This is a genomic window from Desulfonatronovibrio hydrogenovorans DSM 9292 (genome assembly GCF_000686525.1).
Lineage (GTDB): Bacteria > Desulfobacterota > Desulfovibrionia > Desulfovibrionales > Desulfonatronovibrionaceae > Desulfonatronovibrio > Desulfonatronovibrio hydrogenovorans.
The window spans coordinates 88,602-105,893 of record NZ_JMKT01000016.1 but is presented as its reverse complement, the minus strand read 5'-3'; the positions used below and the strand labels follow the sequence as shown (position 1 = coordinate 105,893).

Genomic DNA, 17,292 nt, shown 5'->3' with positions numbered 1-17,292 from the left:
CGGGTTTAGTTGATTAGTTCGGGGCAGGACCTGGATTCAGGCAATCCCTTTGGAGCTGATCACAAGGAAAGCTTTTTCTGAGGAGACATAATGCCGGTAATCATGGGTACGGCCGGGCATATTGATCATGGCAAGACCACCCTGATCAAGGCCTTGACCGGAATAGAGTGTGATCGTCTGGTTGAGGAAAAGAAAAGGGGAATCACCATTGAACTGGGTTTTGCCTTTATGGACCTGGACAAGGATTTCCGTTTGGGCATCATTGACGTTCCCGGCCATGAAAAATTTGTCAAAAACATGGTTTCCGGGGCTTCGGGTATTGATTTTGTCCTGCTGGTCATAGCAGCTGACGAAGGAGTAATGCCCCAGACCAGGGAACATCTGGATATCTGCACCCTTCTTGGGATTGAAACCGGTCTGGTGGTTTTGACCAAGACCGACATGGTGGATGAGGAATGGCTGGAGCTGGTTCAGGAAGATGTGAGCGAGTATCTTCAGAACTCCTTTCTGGCTGATGCCCCGATTATCCCGGTTTCTGCCCATACTGGACAGGGTCTTGAGGACCTTAAGTCCCAGCTGAGAGAAATTGCTTCATCCTTTAAGCCCCATCGCCGTTCCGACCTGTTTCGTCTGCCTGTTGACCGTATTTTTTCCATGAAGGGACATGGTACGGTTATCACTGGGACCACGGTTTCCGGAAAAATATCCGTTGGTGAAGACATCATGATCTATCCTTTGGAGATAACCTCCAAAGTCCGGTCGCTGCAGGTCCACGGGGAGCAGAGACAGGACAGTCAGGCAGGAATGCGCACAGCGGTCAACCTCCATGGTCTCGAAAAAGAGGACCTGGAAAGGGGGTTTGTGCTTGGCAGGCCGGACACTCTTTTCCCCAGCCAGGTATGGGACCTGGAACTCAGTTATCTGCAATCCGCGCCTAAGCCGCTTAAGCACAGGACCCAGATCCATTTTCACCATGGCTCCAAAGAGGTCCTGGCCAGGATTTATCTGCTGGACCGGGACAAGGTTGAACCGGGGGAAAAGTGCGTCTGCCAGGTCAGGTTTGAAGATCCCATGGCCGGAGTTTACGGGGACCGATGTGTATTGCGTTCTTTTTCACCGTTGCGGACCATTGCTGGAGCCCGGATCATCAATCCGGTAGGCGGCAAAATCAAGCGGTTTTCCCGCGATGTCCAGATCCTGGAAAAGCTGGCTCAGGCCAGGGCCGAGGAAGTTATCCTGCTTCAGCTCGAACTGGCCGGGAGTCGGGGACTTTCCCAGGCCCAGCTGGTGATAATGACCGACATGGAAGTCAAGGAGCTGGAAAAAAAGCTTCAGATTATGGGGGGAAGGCAGGAGGTTTTTCTCTTTGACAAGGACAAGCGGATCTACGTGTCCGGGGATATGGTCCGGGAAATAGAAAAGAGCATGATGGAGCGTCTGGAGCAGTTTCATTCGGACAACCCCATCAGGGAAGGTTTGTCCAGGGGAGAATTGTCCGGCAAGTGGGCCAGGGACATCCCGGAAAAACTCTTCTTTTCTGTCCTGGAAAGACTGATCCGCCAGGAACAGATCATATCCGAGCAGGAATATTTAAGACTGCCAAGTCACAAAGTGTCTCTGGCCGCTGATCAGGAAGAGCTCAAGAAAAAAATCATGTCTGCGTACAACAGTTCAGGGATCCAGCCCCCCACAGTCAAAAAGCTGCTTGAAGACCTTGACCTGAAGATGAAGGAAATTGCTCCGGTACTCAGGATGTTGCAAAATCAGGGCAGCCTGGTCAAGATTAATGAGGACTTTTATTTTTCCAGCCAGGCTGTTGAGGACCTGAAAACCAGGATCGTGGGCTTTTTTAAGTCCAACGAGGAAATGGGCCCGGTGGAGTTCAAAGAAATCACCGGGTTGTCCCGCAAGTTCGCCATCCCCCTGCTTGAGTTCATGGACAAAGAAAAGCTGACCATCAGAGTGGGGGATAAGAGAAAGCTTCGCGGCCGGGGGTGATTTCAGGCCAGGGAAAAAAATGCGAATTCTGAATATCAGCGGAACCCATTTTGTATCCTCGTTCAGGTTGCTGGGACACCAGGTTCTCAGCATCGGCCTGTCAACAGATTGTGATGTGCCCATCACCAATCCCCTGGATATCAGAGGTCTCTGGAATGTTCTTGACTCAAAAGGGTTCTACCCGGATCTGGTCTTCTGGAACGATACCTGTCGGCCGCCTGAGGTATTCGGGATTGAAAGGCTTCCCGGGGTAACCATAGGCTTGACAATTGATCAGTACTGCAATCCCTGGCATATTCCCTACAGCTGGGCCTTTGACTGTCTACTGGTGGCACAGAAGGACTATCTTCATTTCTTTTCCGACCATCGTCTGCCCAGGAAGTCCATCTGGTTTCCTCTTTTCTGCAATGAACAAAGGGACAAAGACCATGGTCTGGAAAAAGATATCCCGGTAAGTTTTGTTGGTACACTGAACCCACCTCTAAATAAGGACCGAACGGTCTTCTTAAAAGAATCACCCCCTGTACATGCATCAGGGCAAATACTCGGAAGTGTTTTCCAGAAGCATGATAGTACTCAACCAAAGCGCTGTGGGCGAGCTTAATTTCAGGCTGTTTCAGGCGGCCTGCTGCGGAGCTGCCGTGTTGACCGAGGATACCGGCAACGGGCTGTTAGACCTGTTTGTTCCTGGAGAAGACATCCTGGCTCCCTATGAACGCGGCAATCCGGTACATGCAGCCAGGGCTGCCAGGGCTGCCCTGGAAGACCCCGAAAAAATCAGGGAAATAGCCAAATCCGGGCAGCTTAAAGTTAGAAGAGAACACAGCGTAACAGTCAGGGCCAAAAGGATAGTCAGCCTGGCTGAGCGGCTGATACATAACAGATCCAACTCCTGGAGAAAGGAAAATCTTAAACTCATTGACCAGGAGTTAAGGAAGAGTTTTGTTTTTCTTGCCTCTGACGACCAGCTCCCTTTATCCAGGGAGTTAAGGAGATTCTATCTGGATCTTGCCCAGGGTACATCCTGAGCCAGCTGCAGGAAAAAAGGACAGCTAAAATCCCGCAGGCACGGGCCATAATCATGGAGAGGATGAAAATGTCTGCATCAACCAGCACTGACCACTCCTTGAGCTCTGAAGAGTTTGTGCAGCTGCAAAAGGCGGTTGAACAGTTCAACAATAAAGCCTTTTATGCCTGTCATGAGACTCTGGAAGAGCTCTGGCTGGCAGATAAATCCAGTCAGCGTGATGTTTATAAGGGGATTCTGCAGATTGCAGTAGCTCTTTTCCACATGGAGCGAAATAATATCAGGGGAGCAATGAGGCTCTTGGAATCAGGAACAGGGCTGATCAGATCTTTTGAACCGGAATGGTCCGGGCTGGACACCCAAAGGCTGGGCAGTGATTCCAGGGAGCTTTTAAACTACCTGGCAACAGGCGGTGATATCCATGATCCAGCAGTTCCGGTTCCCACTATCCACTGGGTTGGCAGCAGCCTGGAAAAGCCTTAACATGGATGTTTTTTATCTGATTAAAAAAGACCCTGTTTTTCATCCGGAGGCAGCTTGGCCTCCGGATGAAAAAACCGGTTAAATGGCAATGATCATGGAGTTCTGACCCAGACCGGATTGGTCATAGCCAGGTTGCCCTGCTTATCTTCAACCACCAGAGCGTACCATGTGTCGTTTTCAGGGGTCAGGGCGGCAGAAACGATCTTTTGTCCTGCCCCGTCCAGGTCCTGCTTGTATACTGCCCCCTCGATCTCTCCATCTTCATTAATACTTGAACCACTGGATACCACAAAGGCCTTTTTCAAGCCATTGACTGACAATGCTTCAAACCTGAAGTCAAAGGTGTCTGAGGAAAGCTGGACAGTACTTCCGAAGTCGTACTCCGGATAGATGATAGGTCCGTATGAAGCATAGGAACGGCCCTTTTTCAGGGATTCGTAGAACTTTTCCAGGCTGAATTGACCATTTACCCTGGCGATGGTCCTGATGTTGCCTGAAGGATAGAGCCAGACATCATGGACGTCGCTTCCTCCGGCCAGATAATATCGTTCATTGTTGGTCCAGAAATCCCAGGTTCTTTGCAGGGCCTTGTAGTTATCCCTGTCGGCTATGGCACCGTTGATCTCAATGAGATCGAAATCCGGGTCCCATCCCCCTGGGGCCATTCCCTGGTCCAGGCTGTGGAAGTAGCCATAGGTGATGTAGGGATGGGCGATCATGATCAATGCATCCAGTTCCCTGGCCTTGGCAAATATTTCGCTGACCTTGGCCGATGGATCAATAAACACATCTTGACCACCCAAGGGTATGGGCAGAACATTGATATGTCCCCAGTTAGGCGAGACCTCAATTCCGGATATGGATGGCACATCCCTGGACTGGGCAAGCTTTTTGATCTTAAGGTTATTGGCAATGGAGTCATGGTCGCTGACAAAAATGATGTCCAGTCCGCTGGCCAGCTGGGATCTGACCATGTATTCCGGCGGTGTGACCCCATCCAGGATGTCTGAATGGTGGTGGAGATCTGATGAGTACCACCCTGATGCCGGGAGATCCAGGATGATTTCCAGCTCCTGGCTTAGATCATGGGTTCCAGATGGCTCCACCGAAACCTTGAGAGTTTCACCTTTTGAGATGAATCCCTGCCCGTGAGAAACTGTCAGTTCGTAGTCACCAGGAGCAACTACAAAATTTGCCTTGCCAGGGTTGTCAAGTTCAGTGAAAAAAGTCCTGGCTCCAACATATTCTACAAGTATTTCCGGTCCCTGGGTGACTTCAATCCGAGCATCCACAGGTTCTTGACTGTCTTTCTCAGTCACCTTTAAGTTTACGTTTCCGCCTTTTTCAATATCATTGAAGTTCAGCTCCATGCCCTGGTCCAGGCGGACCTGAGCCTTTTGCTTGGAAGTCAGGGAGTATCCTTTGGCTACTGCATGGACCTGGTATTCTCCTGGGGGCAGGTTTATTTCATAAGCCCCTTTGCGCCCAACAGTCCAGGCATAAAGGAGGTCCTTTCCTTCCGGTGTAGGCCTTTCAAAAATGACCACCGGACTGTCAATCAGGTTGCCATCAACAGACTTTACAGTCCCGCTCACTCTACCATAAGGCTCACCTTTGATGGCCAGGTTGCTCTCCACGACCTGGGCCGTGCTTCCCATATCTTCGAACTGTATCCAGGCGTCAAGTACAACATGATCACCAGGTTTCAGGGTTTGGTTCTGATAAAGGTCTCTCCAGCCAGTTCCCCAGGCAAAGTCTGTAACCCCTGGATAGTGGAGGGCCAGAGTGAAATTTTCGTCGTAACCCAGGACATAGTCCCCAAACCATTCTTCGGCTTTCTGACCATAGCCCCTTTCAGTCGTACCCCAGGGACCAAACATGTATCCGCTGAGGGTGCACAGAGAATAGCCAGCCAGAAGATCTTCGTAAGTCTTGTCACTGTTATTGGTCATGGAGGTGGAAACCTGCAGGGTCCTGCTGCCGGATTCAACAGTATAAGTGGTGACCAGATCTATGCCCTGATCATAATCCCTTCTGACTTCAATGACTGCAGTATCAGCGGTGCTTTCCAAAACATTGACTTCCTGGTAGGTGCTGGGCCAGGCTGACCAGCTGTGAGGCAGGAAATCAATGAGGGCGGTACGGTTGTCAGTCCACTGGCCGTCGACAAAGATGGCTGAATCAACTATTGACCCATGCGGAACACCCCATGGAGGAGTTGTACCTATAGCAAAGGAGATCTTATAGAACTCATTTGATACAGTTAGATCTTCTTCATGAAGAGCTATGCCGTTGACGATATCCGTGGGCCCGGTTTTAACCTCGACTCCCTGGGGGGAGGCAAAGGCTTGCCCGGAGACACTTGTCGCCAGGAGAATAAGTGAACAGAAAAAAAGCAGTAGGTTTTTCATGCTTACCTCATAAAATAGTATTTGGTTTATTGTTAAGACCAGATTACCCAAAAGTAACTGAATGTCTTATAGCTCCCTCCTTTAATTGATGGTTTTTTGTTTACTGGCAGTCTTTGTCCGTTTTTATGACCAAAGACTAGAGAGAGAAACTCCTGTCCAGGGGCACCCCTGTTTTTTCCAGGATGTCTCTGGCAGGCAGGCCTTTCTCATCCCAGCCTCTGATTTTGTAGTAGTCCTGGATCAGGTATTTCATATCTTTTTGAGAAATCCTGTGACCCTTGTATGGTCCGCTTTTAAGAGGTTCTTCAACAAATCTGCGGGGAAGCTTTTCATCTGAGGTGTCCATGCCTTCCCTGATGTTGAACAGCCGGGTGGTATTCCAGATTCTTTCACCCAGGTGGTTGAAGAATGATCCGTCCACATCAGTACCTGCGGCTGCATTCAAAAGCAGGGCATAGGTGTCCGGGGTTACGCCCATGGCCCCGAAGTCGCATTTGACCAGACAGTCGGTTCCGGCCAGGTAGTTCTGCAGGGAAAAAACCAGCTCAGCCTTGCCTTCCAGATCCAAAGCCTTGACCGGTTTACCTTTCCACTCCATGCCAGTAGCTTCATATCCAACTGGAAATCCCCGCTGATGGCAGGCTCCGCGGTCAGCAGTCATGTAGGCCAGGCCCATGCCGGGTGTACCTCTGGGTCCCCAGGCCGGCATTTCCATGCCCTTGACGTGCAGGGCCAGAGACTCGGCTTCATCCCCGAGCTCCTGGGCCGCTTTTTTTACCCCCATGGCCAAAAGTTCGCCCAGTTTACCCTTTTTGTGGGCAATCAGTCTGATCAGTTGGGCAGCTGCCTGGACATTGCCAAATTCCAGCTTGAGTTCAGACAGGTGACTGATCAGTCCCCTTTCTGCTGCTTCAAAGGCAAAGCTCAGGCTGGCCCCGGCAGAGATTGTGTCAAGACCCAGCTCATCGCAGAGCCTGTTCAGATGGGCCACTGCCCTGGGGTCTCCGATTTCCAGGTTGGTCCCAAGCATGGCAGCAGTTTCATATTCCACAATATCCGTGACAAAAGAGGCGAATTTGCCGCTTCGAACCGCACCCATCTGGGAACAGGCAATAGGACAGCCAAAGCAGGCCGATCTGCTCAGCCATAGTTTTTTTGCCTGCCCCTTGTCGCCCAGTTTGGCAGCCAGGGGCGAGGTTCCATCTGAAAAATTTCTGGCCGGGATCAGTCCGGTTTCATTGGCAAACTCAACTGATCCGGCAGTGCCGGTGGCCATTAGTCCCTGGCAATCCAGGCTCTGGGCAACTTCCTCATTGGCCCTGGTGACTGCCTCATTAAAGGCCTTGTGATCAAAGATTCTGACCAGCTGGTTGCCTTTAACGGCTAAGGCCTTGAGGTTTTTTGAACCCATGACTGCTCCGGCTCCGCCGCGGCCGGCCTGGCGGTTGGGATCGCAGCAGATCAGGGCGTAGGGAACCATGTTTTCACCTGCTGGTCCGATGGTGGCGGTTTTCAGTTCAGAGTCACGGTGGATTTTTTTTATGTTCAGGCTGCTTTCAATGGCTCCCTGTCCCCAGATATCTTTGGCCGGCTTCAGGGTTGGACCGGTGTGATCCAGGTGCAGATAGACCGGTTCAGGTGATTTTCCAGTGAAGATGAGTCCGTCATAACCAGCATACTTTATTTCCGGTCCAAAATATCCGCCAAAGTAGGAATCCAGAAAGGAATTGGTCAAAGGGGACTTGGTCACTACACAGGCCCGCATGGCTGGAGCAGAGGTGGAGGTCAGGGGTCCTGTCAGGAACATGAGCACATTTTCCGGCCCAAGGGAGTCAGCCTTGTCAGGAACAAGATCCAAGAGGAGTTTGGCTCCAATCCCTTTTCCGCCGATGTATGACCTGGTCAGCCAGGAAGGCAGAGCAGTATCGTTAAATTTTCCTGTGCTAAGATCAATGTGCAGAATTTTTCCCATAAGTGAATTAGAAGACATTAGATACTCCGGCTTTTATTCCTGACTTAATATTTCCAGGGCGTTGAAGGGACAGGCCCTGACGCACTCAGGGTCGCCTCCGCAGAGATCGCATTTGAAAGCCTTGCCTGTATCAGGGTCTTCGTGGATCATTTCTAAAGGACAGTACTTGGCACATAATCCGCAGGACACACACTTGGCCTGGTCGATGACTACGGTTTTGTTTTGATCATCTCTGGTAATAGCTTTGGCAGGACATACCTTGAGACACATGGGATGAACGCAGTGTTCGCAGACAACCGGAATATGGGCCAGGTTTTCCCACACGTGCTTTATTCTGATCATGGACTTGTTGGGATTAAATCCACCGAACATATGCATGGAACAGGCAGACTTGCATAGTGAACACCCTGTACAGAGATCAAAGTGAGTCCGAATGAATCTCTGTGGCCTGGGCTTTTTCATGGTCAGCTCCGAAAAATGCTAAAGGATAAGGTTGATTGATACGACATCACCCCAAAGACATGAAAGAAGGTAATTCATGTGTCTGGGACAGGTTCGCGGTGTGCTATAAGCTTTGGTATTGAAAAACAGCCAGGACCTGATGACCAGGAAGGAATCAGGCCCTGGCTGGATAGTCATTTTTTTAATTAGTTGGCTATGGCAGCTTCCACAATCGGCAGAGCGGGTTCACCGTCCACAGTGGTTACCCCATCCATCCAGCTCCTGTAGACCTCAGGGTTGCTACGAAGCCAGGCCAGGCCCGCATCCAAATGTTCCAGGGTGTTGTCTTCGTGGAGCATGGTCATGGCTTCATTGACCATGTCAATGGGTACGAGAAAGTTGTTCAGGAATTTGGCTACATTGGGCTGTTCCTGATCAAATCCGGATCTGATGTTGATGTAAACTGTAGCTGTTCCGTCATTCTCGCCAAAGGTGGTTTCATCGCTGCCTTTAAGGTACTGCATGTCAATGATGTTGTTCATCCAGTGTGGGGACCAGCCCAGAAAAACAATCCACTCCTGGTTTCTGGCGTAGCTCTGGACCTGGGAGAGCATGCCGGTTTCACTGGAGGGTATGAGTTCAAAATCACCCAGGCCGAACATGTTCTCGTTGATCATCATTTCAATGACTTCATTGCCATCATTGCCTTCTTCAATGCCGTAGATTCTGTGGTCCAGCTTGTCAGCGAATTTGGCAATGTCTTCAAAGTGCTGCAGACCGCCTTCATAGGCATAGGTGGGAACGGCCAGGGTGTACTTGCAGTTTTCCATGACCGGATCAAGCTGTTTTACATTGCCGCTTTCAAAGTGAGGTGCGGCAATGCTTTTCATGGTGGGCATCCAATTGCCCAGAAACACGTCTGCTTCATTGGTGGCCAGGGCCTGATAGGCAATGGGCACGGAGAGCATCATGCTGGTGGCATCATAACCCAGTTTGTTCAGGATGAATTCAGCCACTTCGGTTTTAACCGAGACACAGGTCCATGGAACGTATACGAATCGGACCTGGTCTTTGGCCCAGGCATTGGAAGAAAAGCCCAGAGTCAGTAGAAAAGTTAAAATCACCAGTGTTCTCATCAGTTTTTTTCCCATCTTAAAAGCTCCTTGGTTGATGGTTGTCAAAATATAAAACAATTATTTTGGGTGCTTGTAGAAATCCAGATCGGATTTGGGCAGAGGCGTATTGCCCAGGATAATGTCAGCAGCCTTTTCTCCGATCATGAGAACAGGGGCGCAGATGTTGCCGTTAGTTATCTCGGGCATAATGGATGCATCCACAACCCTTAAGTTTTCAACTCCGTGGACTTTGAGCTTGCTGTCTACCACAGACATATCATCATAGCCCATTTTGCAGGTGCAGCTGGGATGGTAGGCACTTTCACCCTCCCTGGCCACGAAATCCAGGATCTGTTCATCAGTCTTGACGCCTTCACCCGGGGAAATTTCTTTTTCCCTCAATTGGTCAAAGGCTTTCTGGCTGAAGATTTTTCTGGCGCATTTTATGGCCTCCACCCATTCCTTGCGGTCTTTTTCCGTGGAAAGGTAGTTGAACAGGATTTTGGGGTATTTCGTTGGATCACTGGAAGTAATTTTTACGTATCCCTTGGCATCACTATACATGGGGCCCACATGGACCTGAAATCCGTGACCTTCACTGGGCGCTGTGCCGTCGTAGCGAATGGCTATGGGCAGAAAGTGGAACTGGAGATTGGGGTAGTCTACTTCGTCGTTGCTGCGGATGAATCCCCCGGCTTCAAAGTGGTTGCTGGCGCCTATGCCCTTTTTGGCAAACAGCCATTCCAGTCCGATTTTGGGCATGTTCCAGGGCTTTAAGGCCGGGTACAGGCTGACCGGTTTTTTGGCAGCGCACTGGATGTATACTTCCAGATGATCTTTGAGGTTTTCACCCACTCCTGGCAGATCCATAACCACTGGTATATCCAGGGCTTTAAGATCGTCTCCGTTTCCAATGCCTGACAGCTGCAGGAGCTGTGGGGAATTAATAGCACCTCCGCAGCAGATGATTTCCTTGCCATGGACAGTATATTTGTTTTTCCCTTTCATGTATTCTACTCCAACGGCTCTTTTGCCCTTGAAAAGAATCCTGGTGGTTAAAGCCTTGCTTATGACTTTAAGGTTGGAACGATGCATTACAGGGTGCAAATAGCCTCTGGCCGTGCTCCAACGTCTGCTGCGGTAGGTGGTGCTTTCAAACTTGGCAAAGCCTTCCTGCTGATAACCGTTGACGTCTTTGGTCAGGGGATATCCGGCCTGCTGAACCGCCTTGAAAAAGGCGTCAAACAAGGGATTATCGCACTTTGGCGTAGTCAGGTACTGTCGTCCGTTATCCCCCTGATAGGCGTCGGCTCCTTTGAGCCTGTATTCCATTTTCTTGAAGTAGGGCAGGCAGTGGGCGTAATCCCATTCTTCCAAGCCTTTGATGGCTCCCCATTTTTCATAATCCATGGCATTGCCCCGGATGTGAATCATGCCGTTAATAGAGCTTGAACCTCCAAAGACCTTACCCCTGGGCTGGGCAATTCGACGGTTGTGCATGTATGGTTCGGGTTCGGATTCATAGGCCCAGTTGTAAAATTTATTGGTCAGGTTGAAAGACAAGGCTGAAGGCATGTGGATCCTGAAGTCAAGGCGATGGTCCCGGCGACCTGCTTCCAGGACCAGAACCTGGCGGTCCGGGTCGGCACTGAGGCGGTTAGCCAGGATGCTTCCGGCTGTTCCTGCTCCAATAATGATGGCGTCGTATTTCTTTGGCATATTTTCTCCCTGTGAGTTTTTCGGGTTGACAGTGTTTTGATGACGTTGGTTTTTACAAAAAAGCGGTAATTCTTTTCTTTTTGTTCTTTAGCCTGGCAAGGCCAGGCAGCCAGGCTGATCTATTCTGAACTGTCCGGGGGCTGAGGGCTGGTTTGGTCTAAAGTCCTGGCAGACAGCTCTTTTTGGATCTGTTCCGCTTTTTTTCTCAAAATCATATAGTGATAGCTGATAAACGATTTGGCCTTGATGGGATCAGAAGCAGCGATTTCTCTGGCAGTGTCCTGCCAGTTTTTGACAGCATAGTTTCTGTACTCATGATCTTCATAAAGGGCATTGTCCATGGAACTGAACCCCAGCTGGACCGCGCGCATAATCCATTCAAAAATAGGATTCTTGGTCATCTTGGCAAAAAGAATATTCAGTTCCTTGTCCAGCTCTACCAGCTCTTCCTGGCTGGTCCCGTTGTTTTTGACAGCCTCAGCCAGTTGGTCTGCTTTAGTGCTGAGCAGTTTTTTTTCTTCAACACTGCCCTTGGCAATGGCCAGGTCGGTTATAACGTAGTCAATGCTTTCTCTAAACTCGATAAGATGCATTGGATCTGTCTGGTTCTGGCGAAGGAAAAGGGCAAAAGATTCACTGACGCTGACCACTTCAAGATTCTTAATGTAAGCCCCGCCTTTTGCCCCTTTTCGGATTTCTATCAGCCCTTTGTGCTTAAGCACCTTGAAGGCCTCACGGACAACTCCACGTCCGGTTTTGAAAAGGTTCTGAAGCTCGCGCTCGCTGGGCAGCCTTTCTCCAGGCACGATACTGCCGCTTAAGATGGCCGCCTGGATCTGCAGGGCTATGTCCTCGCCTGCCCGTCCGGCTTTGACCGGTTCAAAAAGATGTTCAACTCTCACTGGTTTTCCTTATTAATGGGCCTACCATTTTTTGGGTCTTGCTGAAAGATGTTCTGAGGATTTATCTTAAAACATATTTAAATGACTAGTATTACCCGCAGCTTGGGTCTTTTGTCTTGCTTAATGGTCAGACCATTATATGGGTTGAAAAAGTTTTGTCAACCTCATCCTGGTGGTGGACAGCAGGTTAGAATCGGTGTGGACATGTCCTGGACATTGGATCTTTACAGGATATCCTGTTCTAGGGTACTATTTTTTATGATCCACCCAGAGTCCGATAAGCTGGTCAAGAGCTATTCTGGGCTGGATGGACAGTATGATAGCGGACCTTGATCTTTTGATATCTCAAATAAGCATCAGTAAACCAGGATCAACAAGTTAATGTCATTTTTCAGTTCGCAGCCTCTGGGTCTTCGCACTACCACCCCCTTGACTGATAAGGAGTTTGAGGAACTGCGCTCTTTTATCTACCAGCTGGCCGGGATAGATGTTCCCAAGCAAAGAAAGTATCTGCTTGAAAACAGGCTGCGTTCAAGGATTATTGAACTCAAGCTCAAGAGTTTTTCCGAATACTATCAATATCTTCGTCATGGTGCAGACAGAAAACAGGAAATAGAGGTCTTCTGTGAAAAGATGACCACCAATGAAACCAGCTTTTTTCGGGATCAGAAACAGTTGGATGTGTTCAGGGATTCCATCCTGATGCCCACTCTTGACGAGCAGAAAAACTCAGGCAGAAAAAGTCTGAATATCTGGTCAGCTGGCTGTTCGTCAGGTGAAGAGCCCTACACACTGAGCATGATGCTTCATGAAATTCTCAAGCTGGGCATAATCGGATGGAAAATAAGGATTACTGCCAATGATATATCAAGCGCAATGATTGAGAAGGCAAAGCAGGGTCTTTATAATGATTATTCACTTCGCAATACCCCCAAAGACATCATAGCCAGATATTTCACCAAGGAGCCGGGCGGATACCGAATCCATCCCAAGGTCCAGAAAAATGTCAATTTTCAAAAGATTAACCTGAACGATACTGCTGCCTTGAAAACCATCCCAAGATCGCAGATCGTATTTTGCCGCAATGTGATTATTTATTTTGACCTGGCCATGAAAAAGAAGGTCATAAATGCCTTTTACGACAACCTTCAGCCTGGTGGATATCTCATCCTCGGCCACTCAGAGTCACTGCACAGTATAACCAACATATTTCAGCCTGTGAGAAAACCCGGAGGAATGGTCTATCAAAGAATGGAATAGGCCCGGAGTAGAATGTGACTGACTTGATTGAAGCTTATTTTGGCCATCAGCTGGTGGTTTACGTTGAAATTTGGAGGTTCAGGAGTGAAAAAAGTCTGTACTGAGCACCTTCAGCCTGGAATGGAGATAGGCAAAGACGTGCCTGGAGTGGATGACAGTGTTTTCATTCCCAAGGGTACTCTTTTGTCCGTTGGACATATCCAGGGTCTGATTGATCTGGGCATCAGCTGGGTCCGTGTCATATCTCAAGGGGAGCAAGAGGATCTGGAAGACCTGGCCAGGCGCTGCCAGGAGCATGTCCGGCCATATTTCAATTATGTTGATCCGGACAGCCCAGTCTTCAACAGCCTGTACAGGGAGGTCCTGGAGAGTACCATGTCCCGCCTGGTCCAGGCCGGTGACTGGGTCCTGCCATGCGGGCATGAATTCCGGGCCACTGAACATCAGGGGATGCGGGATCTTTTCTTTAAGGAAGAGGGAGGTCCTGAGGATATTGTCAGCCATGAGATGGAGCTGATTTCAGTTCCAGATACCTATTTCAGGTTGCAGGAGATTTTAAAGTCTCCGGACAGTTCAGCCCGGCATGTAGCCGATGTTGTGCGTCTGGACGTCAATCTTACCGCCAAGCTGTTGCGTCTTGTCAACAGCCCCATATATGCTTTCCCATCTCAGGTAGATTCAATTGAAAGGGCTGTGGCCATCATCGGAGTAGAGGGTGTATCCAGTCTGGCCCTGGGGATTATCGCCATGCCCATGTTCAAGGACATTCCCTCGGACCTGATGGATGTGTCTACTTTCTGGCGCCACTCCATAAGCTGCGCTATTTTTTCCAAGGAACTGGCCAGGTTGTGCGGGTTCGAGGGCGAGCAGTTTTTTACTGCCGGGCTTTTGCATGATGTGGGGCGTTTATTGCTTTTGAAAAACCTTCCCCAAGCTTACCTGCAGGTTCTGCTTCATGCCAGAGGAAATACTCTTCCCCTGCCTGAGGCTGAAGAAGTTATTCTTGGCTTCAATCACGCCGGACTGGGAGAAAAACTCCTGAGGGCCTGGGGCTGTCCGGACAGGCTGGCCAGCCTGGTTGGCAATCATCATCAGGCCAAAGGTTCAGACCTGCCCCGCCAGGCCGCAATAATCCAGCTGGCCGACAATATGGCTGTGGCTTTTGCTATTGCCGGAGGCTGGAGTTATGTTTTGCCTGGAATGGAGGATGATTTCTGGCAGGAACTGAAGCTCGGCACAAATCAAGTGGTTGATCTTTTCCAAAAGCACGGGGAAGCCTTGAGACAGGTTTCCCACATGCTTATTTGAGTATCCAGGCCAAGAGGCCTGGGTTTTGCCCGGAAAAAATTGCCATTTAACAGTTGACCCTGAAAAAAGTGGAGTCCATTATAACTCCATGGCTGAGCAATACAATGTCGAATTCATAAACCCGGTTCTAAACGCAGTCCAAAGTGTCCTCTCCAGTATGGCGAATATCGAGGTTGTTCCTGGAAAGCCTTACCTGAACAAAAAAAGAACATCTGTCGGCGATATCACTGGTCTTTTGGAAATAGATGGCTACTCCAAGGGAGTGTTGTCCCTTAGTCTTGGCAAAGACGTTATTTTATCCATAGTCAATAATATGCTTTTTGAGAACTATACTGAACTCAATGATGATATTGCTGATGCTGTGGGCGAGTTGACCAATATGATATCCGGCCAGGCCCGTAAGGAGCTGGCCGAGTCAGGCATGGTTTTTAAGGCTAAAACACCAAGAGTAGTTCAGGGAAAAGGCCGTAAACTTGACCATATTCCTTCTTCCCCTATCCTGTCTGTTCCTTTTTCCTGTGCCAAAGGCAAGCTGGTCGTGGAAATAAGCATTGCAGGCCAGTAGAAACTGGTTGCCTTGCTACCAGGTTCTGAGGACTCTTTTCTATATATATCCAAATAATCTGGCCGGCTTCTCCGTTTGGATTCCAGCAAATTAAATTCAATAAGTTTTTAAGGATCTGGCATGAAGAAAATTTTGATTGTTGAAGATGACCAGACTGCAAGGACCATTTTAAAAAAGACGGTTCAGAAACATGGCTATGAAGTGTGTGCTGAAGCCGGAACAGGGGATGAGGCTATCAAAAGCATTGCCCGGCAACCACCGGATGTGGTCTTAATGGATATCATGCTGCCTGGTGAAATGGACGGCATAGAGGCCGCAGGAATTATCAGAAACAACTGGTCCATACCTGTAATCTTTATTTCTGCTCTGTATGATGAGCATACCATTCAAAGGGCTGCCGAGACTCTTCCATATGCTTATCTTAGGAAACCAGTGGAAAGCGGGCAGCTGGTGGCTGAAATTGATCTTGCTCTGCGCAGGAAGCAAAAGGAAGCCGAGCTGGAGCTGAAGCGTAGAACTGTAGAAAATAAACTGAAAGACAGTGAGGAAAAGTTTCGCCGACTGTCTCAGGATATGCCCATCATGGTCTGCACTTTTCATAAAGATTCAACTCTTTATTTTGTAAACAATGCCTATTGTGATTTTTTTGGAAAATCTGCTGATGAACTCATAGGAAGAACGTGGCATGACCTGTTGCCGGCAGAAGTCAAGGCTGAAGCCCACAAAAGGCTAAATAAACTGACCAGAGAGAATCCGATTGATTATTATGAGTTTGCTGCCACCAGGCCTGATGGATCTGTGGGTTGGCAAAAGTGGACTGCCAGGGCAATGTATGATGGAAACGGGGAGTTTCTTTATTATCAGGCAATCGGAGAAGACACCACCAGCCGGAATAGGGCGTTGATGGGCCTTGAAGAAAACGAAAGGATACTCAACTCTGTTCTGCAGGCCATCAATGTATCTCTGGTGGTGGTGGATATTGAGTCCAGAAAGATAGTCAGGTTAAATGAAGAGGCTGAAAAATTATTTAAGGACAATGACCTCCTGGGTAAAGATTATGATCAGGTGGTTAGAAAAGTCTTTGACGGGCAAGAACTTGGTTTTGATTTTTGTACTGAATGCCTGCCTGTGTATCATAAAGAGATCAAACTCAAAGATCATGCCGGAGAAGTGGTTCCTGTTTCCTTTTGTGCTTTTGAGGAAGAATTTCAACAGAAAAAATCAGTCGTCCTAATTTTCCACGACATTTCTGAGCGCAAATCCCTGGAGATGCAGCTGGCCCATGCCCAGAAGCTGGAAGCAGTGGGAGAACTGGCTGCCGGCATAGCTCACGAAATAAACACTCCAGCCCAGTATGTTGGGGATAATACCAGGTTTTTGAAGGACGTCTTTGAAGATATCATGGGTCTGGTTGACGAATATGACACAATTGTCAGGGAGTTGTTGGACCGGGATTTAGTCAAAAACCTGGATGCAGCCAGGGAGAGGGCAGATTATGATTTTCTCGTTTCCGAAGTTCCCAGATCCATAGAGCAGTCCCTGCAGGGGCTGGAGCGGATCAGTACTATAGTCAAGGCCATGAAAAAGTTTTCCCACCCTGGTGAACGTGATGAAATGACCTACTTTGATCTCAGGGATTCTCTGGAAAACACCATCGCCATATGCAGAAACGAGTGGAAATACGTGGCAGAAGTTAAGACTTCTTTTCCCCCTGACCTGCCAGGTATCCGGGGCTATCCTCATGATCTTAATCAGGTTTTTTTAAATCTTATTGTTAACGCAGCCCAGGCTATTAAAGAAAAGGTGCAGGGTACGGATGAGAAGGGACTGATCAAGGTCAGGGTTGGTGTAGCTGAAGGTTATGTGGAAATACAGATTGAAGATACCGGAGCAGGGATTCCTGCTAAATACCAGGACAGAGTGTTCAACCAGTTTTTTACTACAAAACCCGTGGGTAAGGGCACGGGCCAGGGCCTGGCCATAGCTTATTCCATCGTTGTAGACAAGCATGGGGGCAGCATCACATTTGATTCAACGCCTGGCCAGGGAACTCTTTTCTCGGTCAGGATACCTCAGCCGTAAGCAAAGGAG

General features: G+C 49.0%; 14 protein-coding genes. 8 read left to right on the top strand and 6 right to left on the bottom strand.

Annotated elements, in window-relative coordinates; translation table 11 throughout:
- Window positions 1–90 precede the first annotated feature (90 nt).
- The 4 genes from selB (at window position 91) to P771_RS17695 (ending at window position 3,508) form a co-directional block, all read left to right on the top strand.
- Window positions 91–1,998: a selenocysteine-specific translation elongation factor gene (gene selB / locus P771_RS0113445; protein WP_028575539.1), complete on the top strand. Its 1,908-nt coding sequence runs from the start codon at window positions 91–93 to the stop codon at window positions 1,996–1,998.
- 19 nt (window positions 1,999–2,017) lie between these two features.
- Window positions 2,018–2,602 carry a hypothetical protein gene (locus tag P771_RS19140; protein WP_244147335.1) on the top strand — a complete coding sequence of 195 codons (585 nt, stop codon included), beginning with the start codon at window positions 2,018–2,020 and terminating at the stop codon, window positions 2,600–2,602.
- Window positions 2,565–3,026, top strand: coding sequence for a glycosyltransferase (locus P771_RS19135; protein ID WP_244147334.1), 462 nt, complete (start codon window positions 2,565–2,567; stop codon window positions 3,024–3,026). Before P771_RS19140 ends, P771_RS19135 begins: the two co-directional genes overlap by 38 nt.
- 68 nt (window positions 3,027–3,094) lie before the next feature.
- Window positions 3,095–3,508, top strand: a complete 414-nt coding sequence (locus tag P771_RS17695; protein ID WP_161635985.1) for a DUF309 domain-containing protein — start codon at window positions 3,095–3,097, stop codon at window positions 3,506–3,508.
- 92 nt (window positions 3,509–3,600) lie between these two features.
- Here P771_RS17695 and P771_RS0113425 read toward each other — a convergent pair whose 3' ends face one another.
- From P771_RS0113425 to P771_RS17685, 6 genes are all read right to left on the bottom strand, one after another.
- Window positions 3,601–5,919 carry a CehA/McbA family metallohydrolase gene (locus P771_RS0113425; RefSeq protein ID WP_028575538.1) on the bottom strand — a complete coding sequence of 773 codons (2,319 nt, stop codon included), beginning with the start codon at window positions 5,917–5,919 and terminating at the stop codon, window positions 3,601–3,603.
- A 136-nt stretch (window positions 5,920–6,055) separates the two neighbouring features.
- On the bottom strand, window positions 6,056–7,909 hold the full coding sequence (locus P771_RS0113420) for an aldehyde ferredoxin oxidoreductase family protein (RefSeq protein WP_028575537.1): 1,854 nt from the start codon (window positions 7,907–7,909) through the stop codon (window positions 6,056–6,058).
- Window positions 7,910–7,924: 15 nt separating this feature from the next.
- A complete protein-coding gene (locus tag P771_RS17690) occupies window positions 7,925–8,353 on the bottom strand; it encodes a 4Fe-4S dicluster domain-containing protein (RefSeq protein ID WP_035244628.1) in 429 nt (142 codons plus the stop codon).
- A 185-nt stretch (window positions 8,354–8,538) separates the two neighbouring features.
- Window positions 8,539–9,483 (bottom strand): ABC transporter substrate-binding protein, encoded by a 945-nt coding sequence (locus tag P771_RS0113410; RefSeq protein WP_028575536.1) that lies wholly within the window; start codon window positions 9,481–9,483, stop codon window positions 8,539–8,541.
- 42 nt (window positions 9,484–9,525) lie between these two features.
- On the bottom strand, window positions 9,526–11,166 hold the full coding sequence (betA, locus tag P771_RS0113405; RefSeq protein WP_028575535.1) for a choline dehydrogenase: 1,641 nt from the start codon (window positions 11,164–11,166) through the stop codon (window positions 9,526–9,528).
- A 119-nt stretch (window positions 11,167–11,285) separates the two neighbouring features.
- Window positions 11,286–12,068: a FadR/GntR family transcriptional regulator gene (locus P771_RS17685; protein ID WP_035244626.1), complete on the bottom strand. Its 783-nt coding sequence runs from the start codon at window positions 12,066–12,068 to the stop codon at window positions 11,286–11,288.
- Window positions 12,069–12,449: 381 nt separating this feature from the next.
- Here P771_RS17685 and P771_RS0113395 point away from each other — a divergent pair, with 381 nt between their 5' ends.
- The 4 genes from P771_RS0113395 (at window position 12,450) to P771_RS18480 (ending at window position 17,283) form a co-directional block, all read left to right on the top strand.
- A complete protein-coding gene (locus P771_RS0113395) occupies window positions 12,450–13,328 on the top strand; it encodes a CheR family methyltransferase (RefSeq protein ID WP_028575534.1) in 879 nt (292 codons plus the stop codon).
- A gap of 84 nt (window positions 13,329–13,412) precedes the next feature.
- Window positions 13,413–14,636, top strand: coding sequence for an HDOD domain-containing protein (locus P771_RS0113390; protein WP_028575533.1), 1,224 nt, complete (start codon window positions 13,413–13,415; stop codon window positions 14,634–14,636).
- Window positions 14,637–14,724: 88 nt separating this feature from the next.
- On the top strand, window positions 14,725–15,201 hold the full coding sequence (locus P771_RS0113385) for a chemotaxis protein CheX (RefSeq protein WP_028575532.1): 477 nt from the start codon (window positions 14,725–14,727) through the stop codon (window positions 15,199–15,201).
- 120 nt (window positions 15,202–15,321) lie between these two features.
- Window positions 15,322–17,283 (top strand): PAS domain S-box protein, encoded by a 1,962-nt coding sequence (locus tag P771_RS18480; RefSeq protein WP_051617346.1) that lies wholly within the window; start codon window positions 15,322–15,324, stop codon window positions 17,281–17,283.
- Window positions 17,284–17,292: the final 9 nt, after the last annotated feature.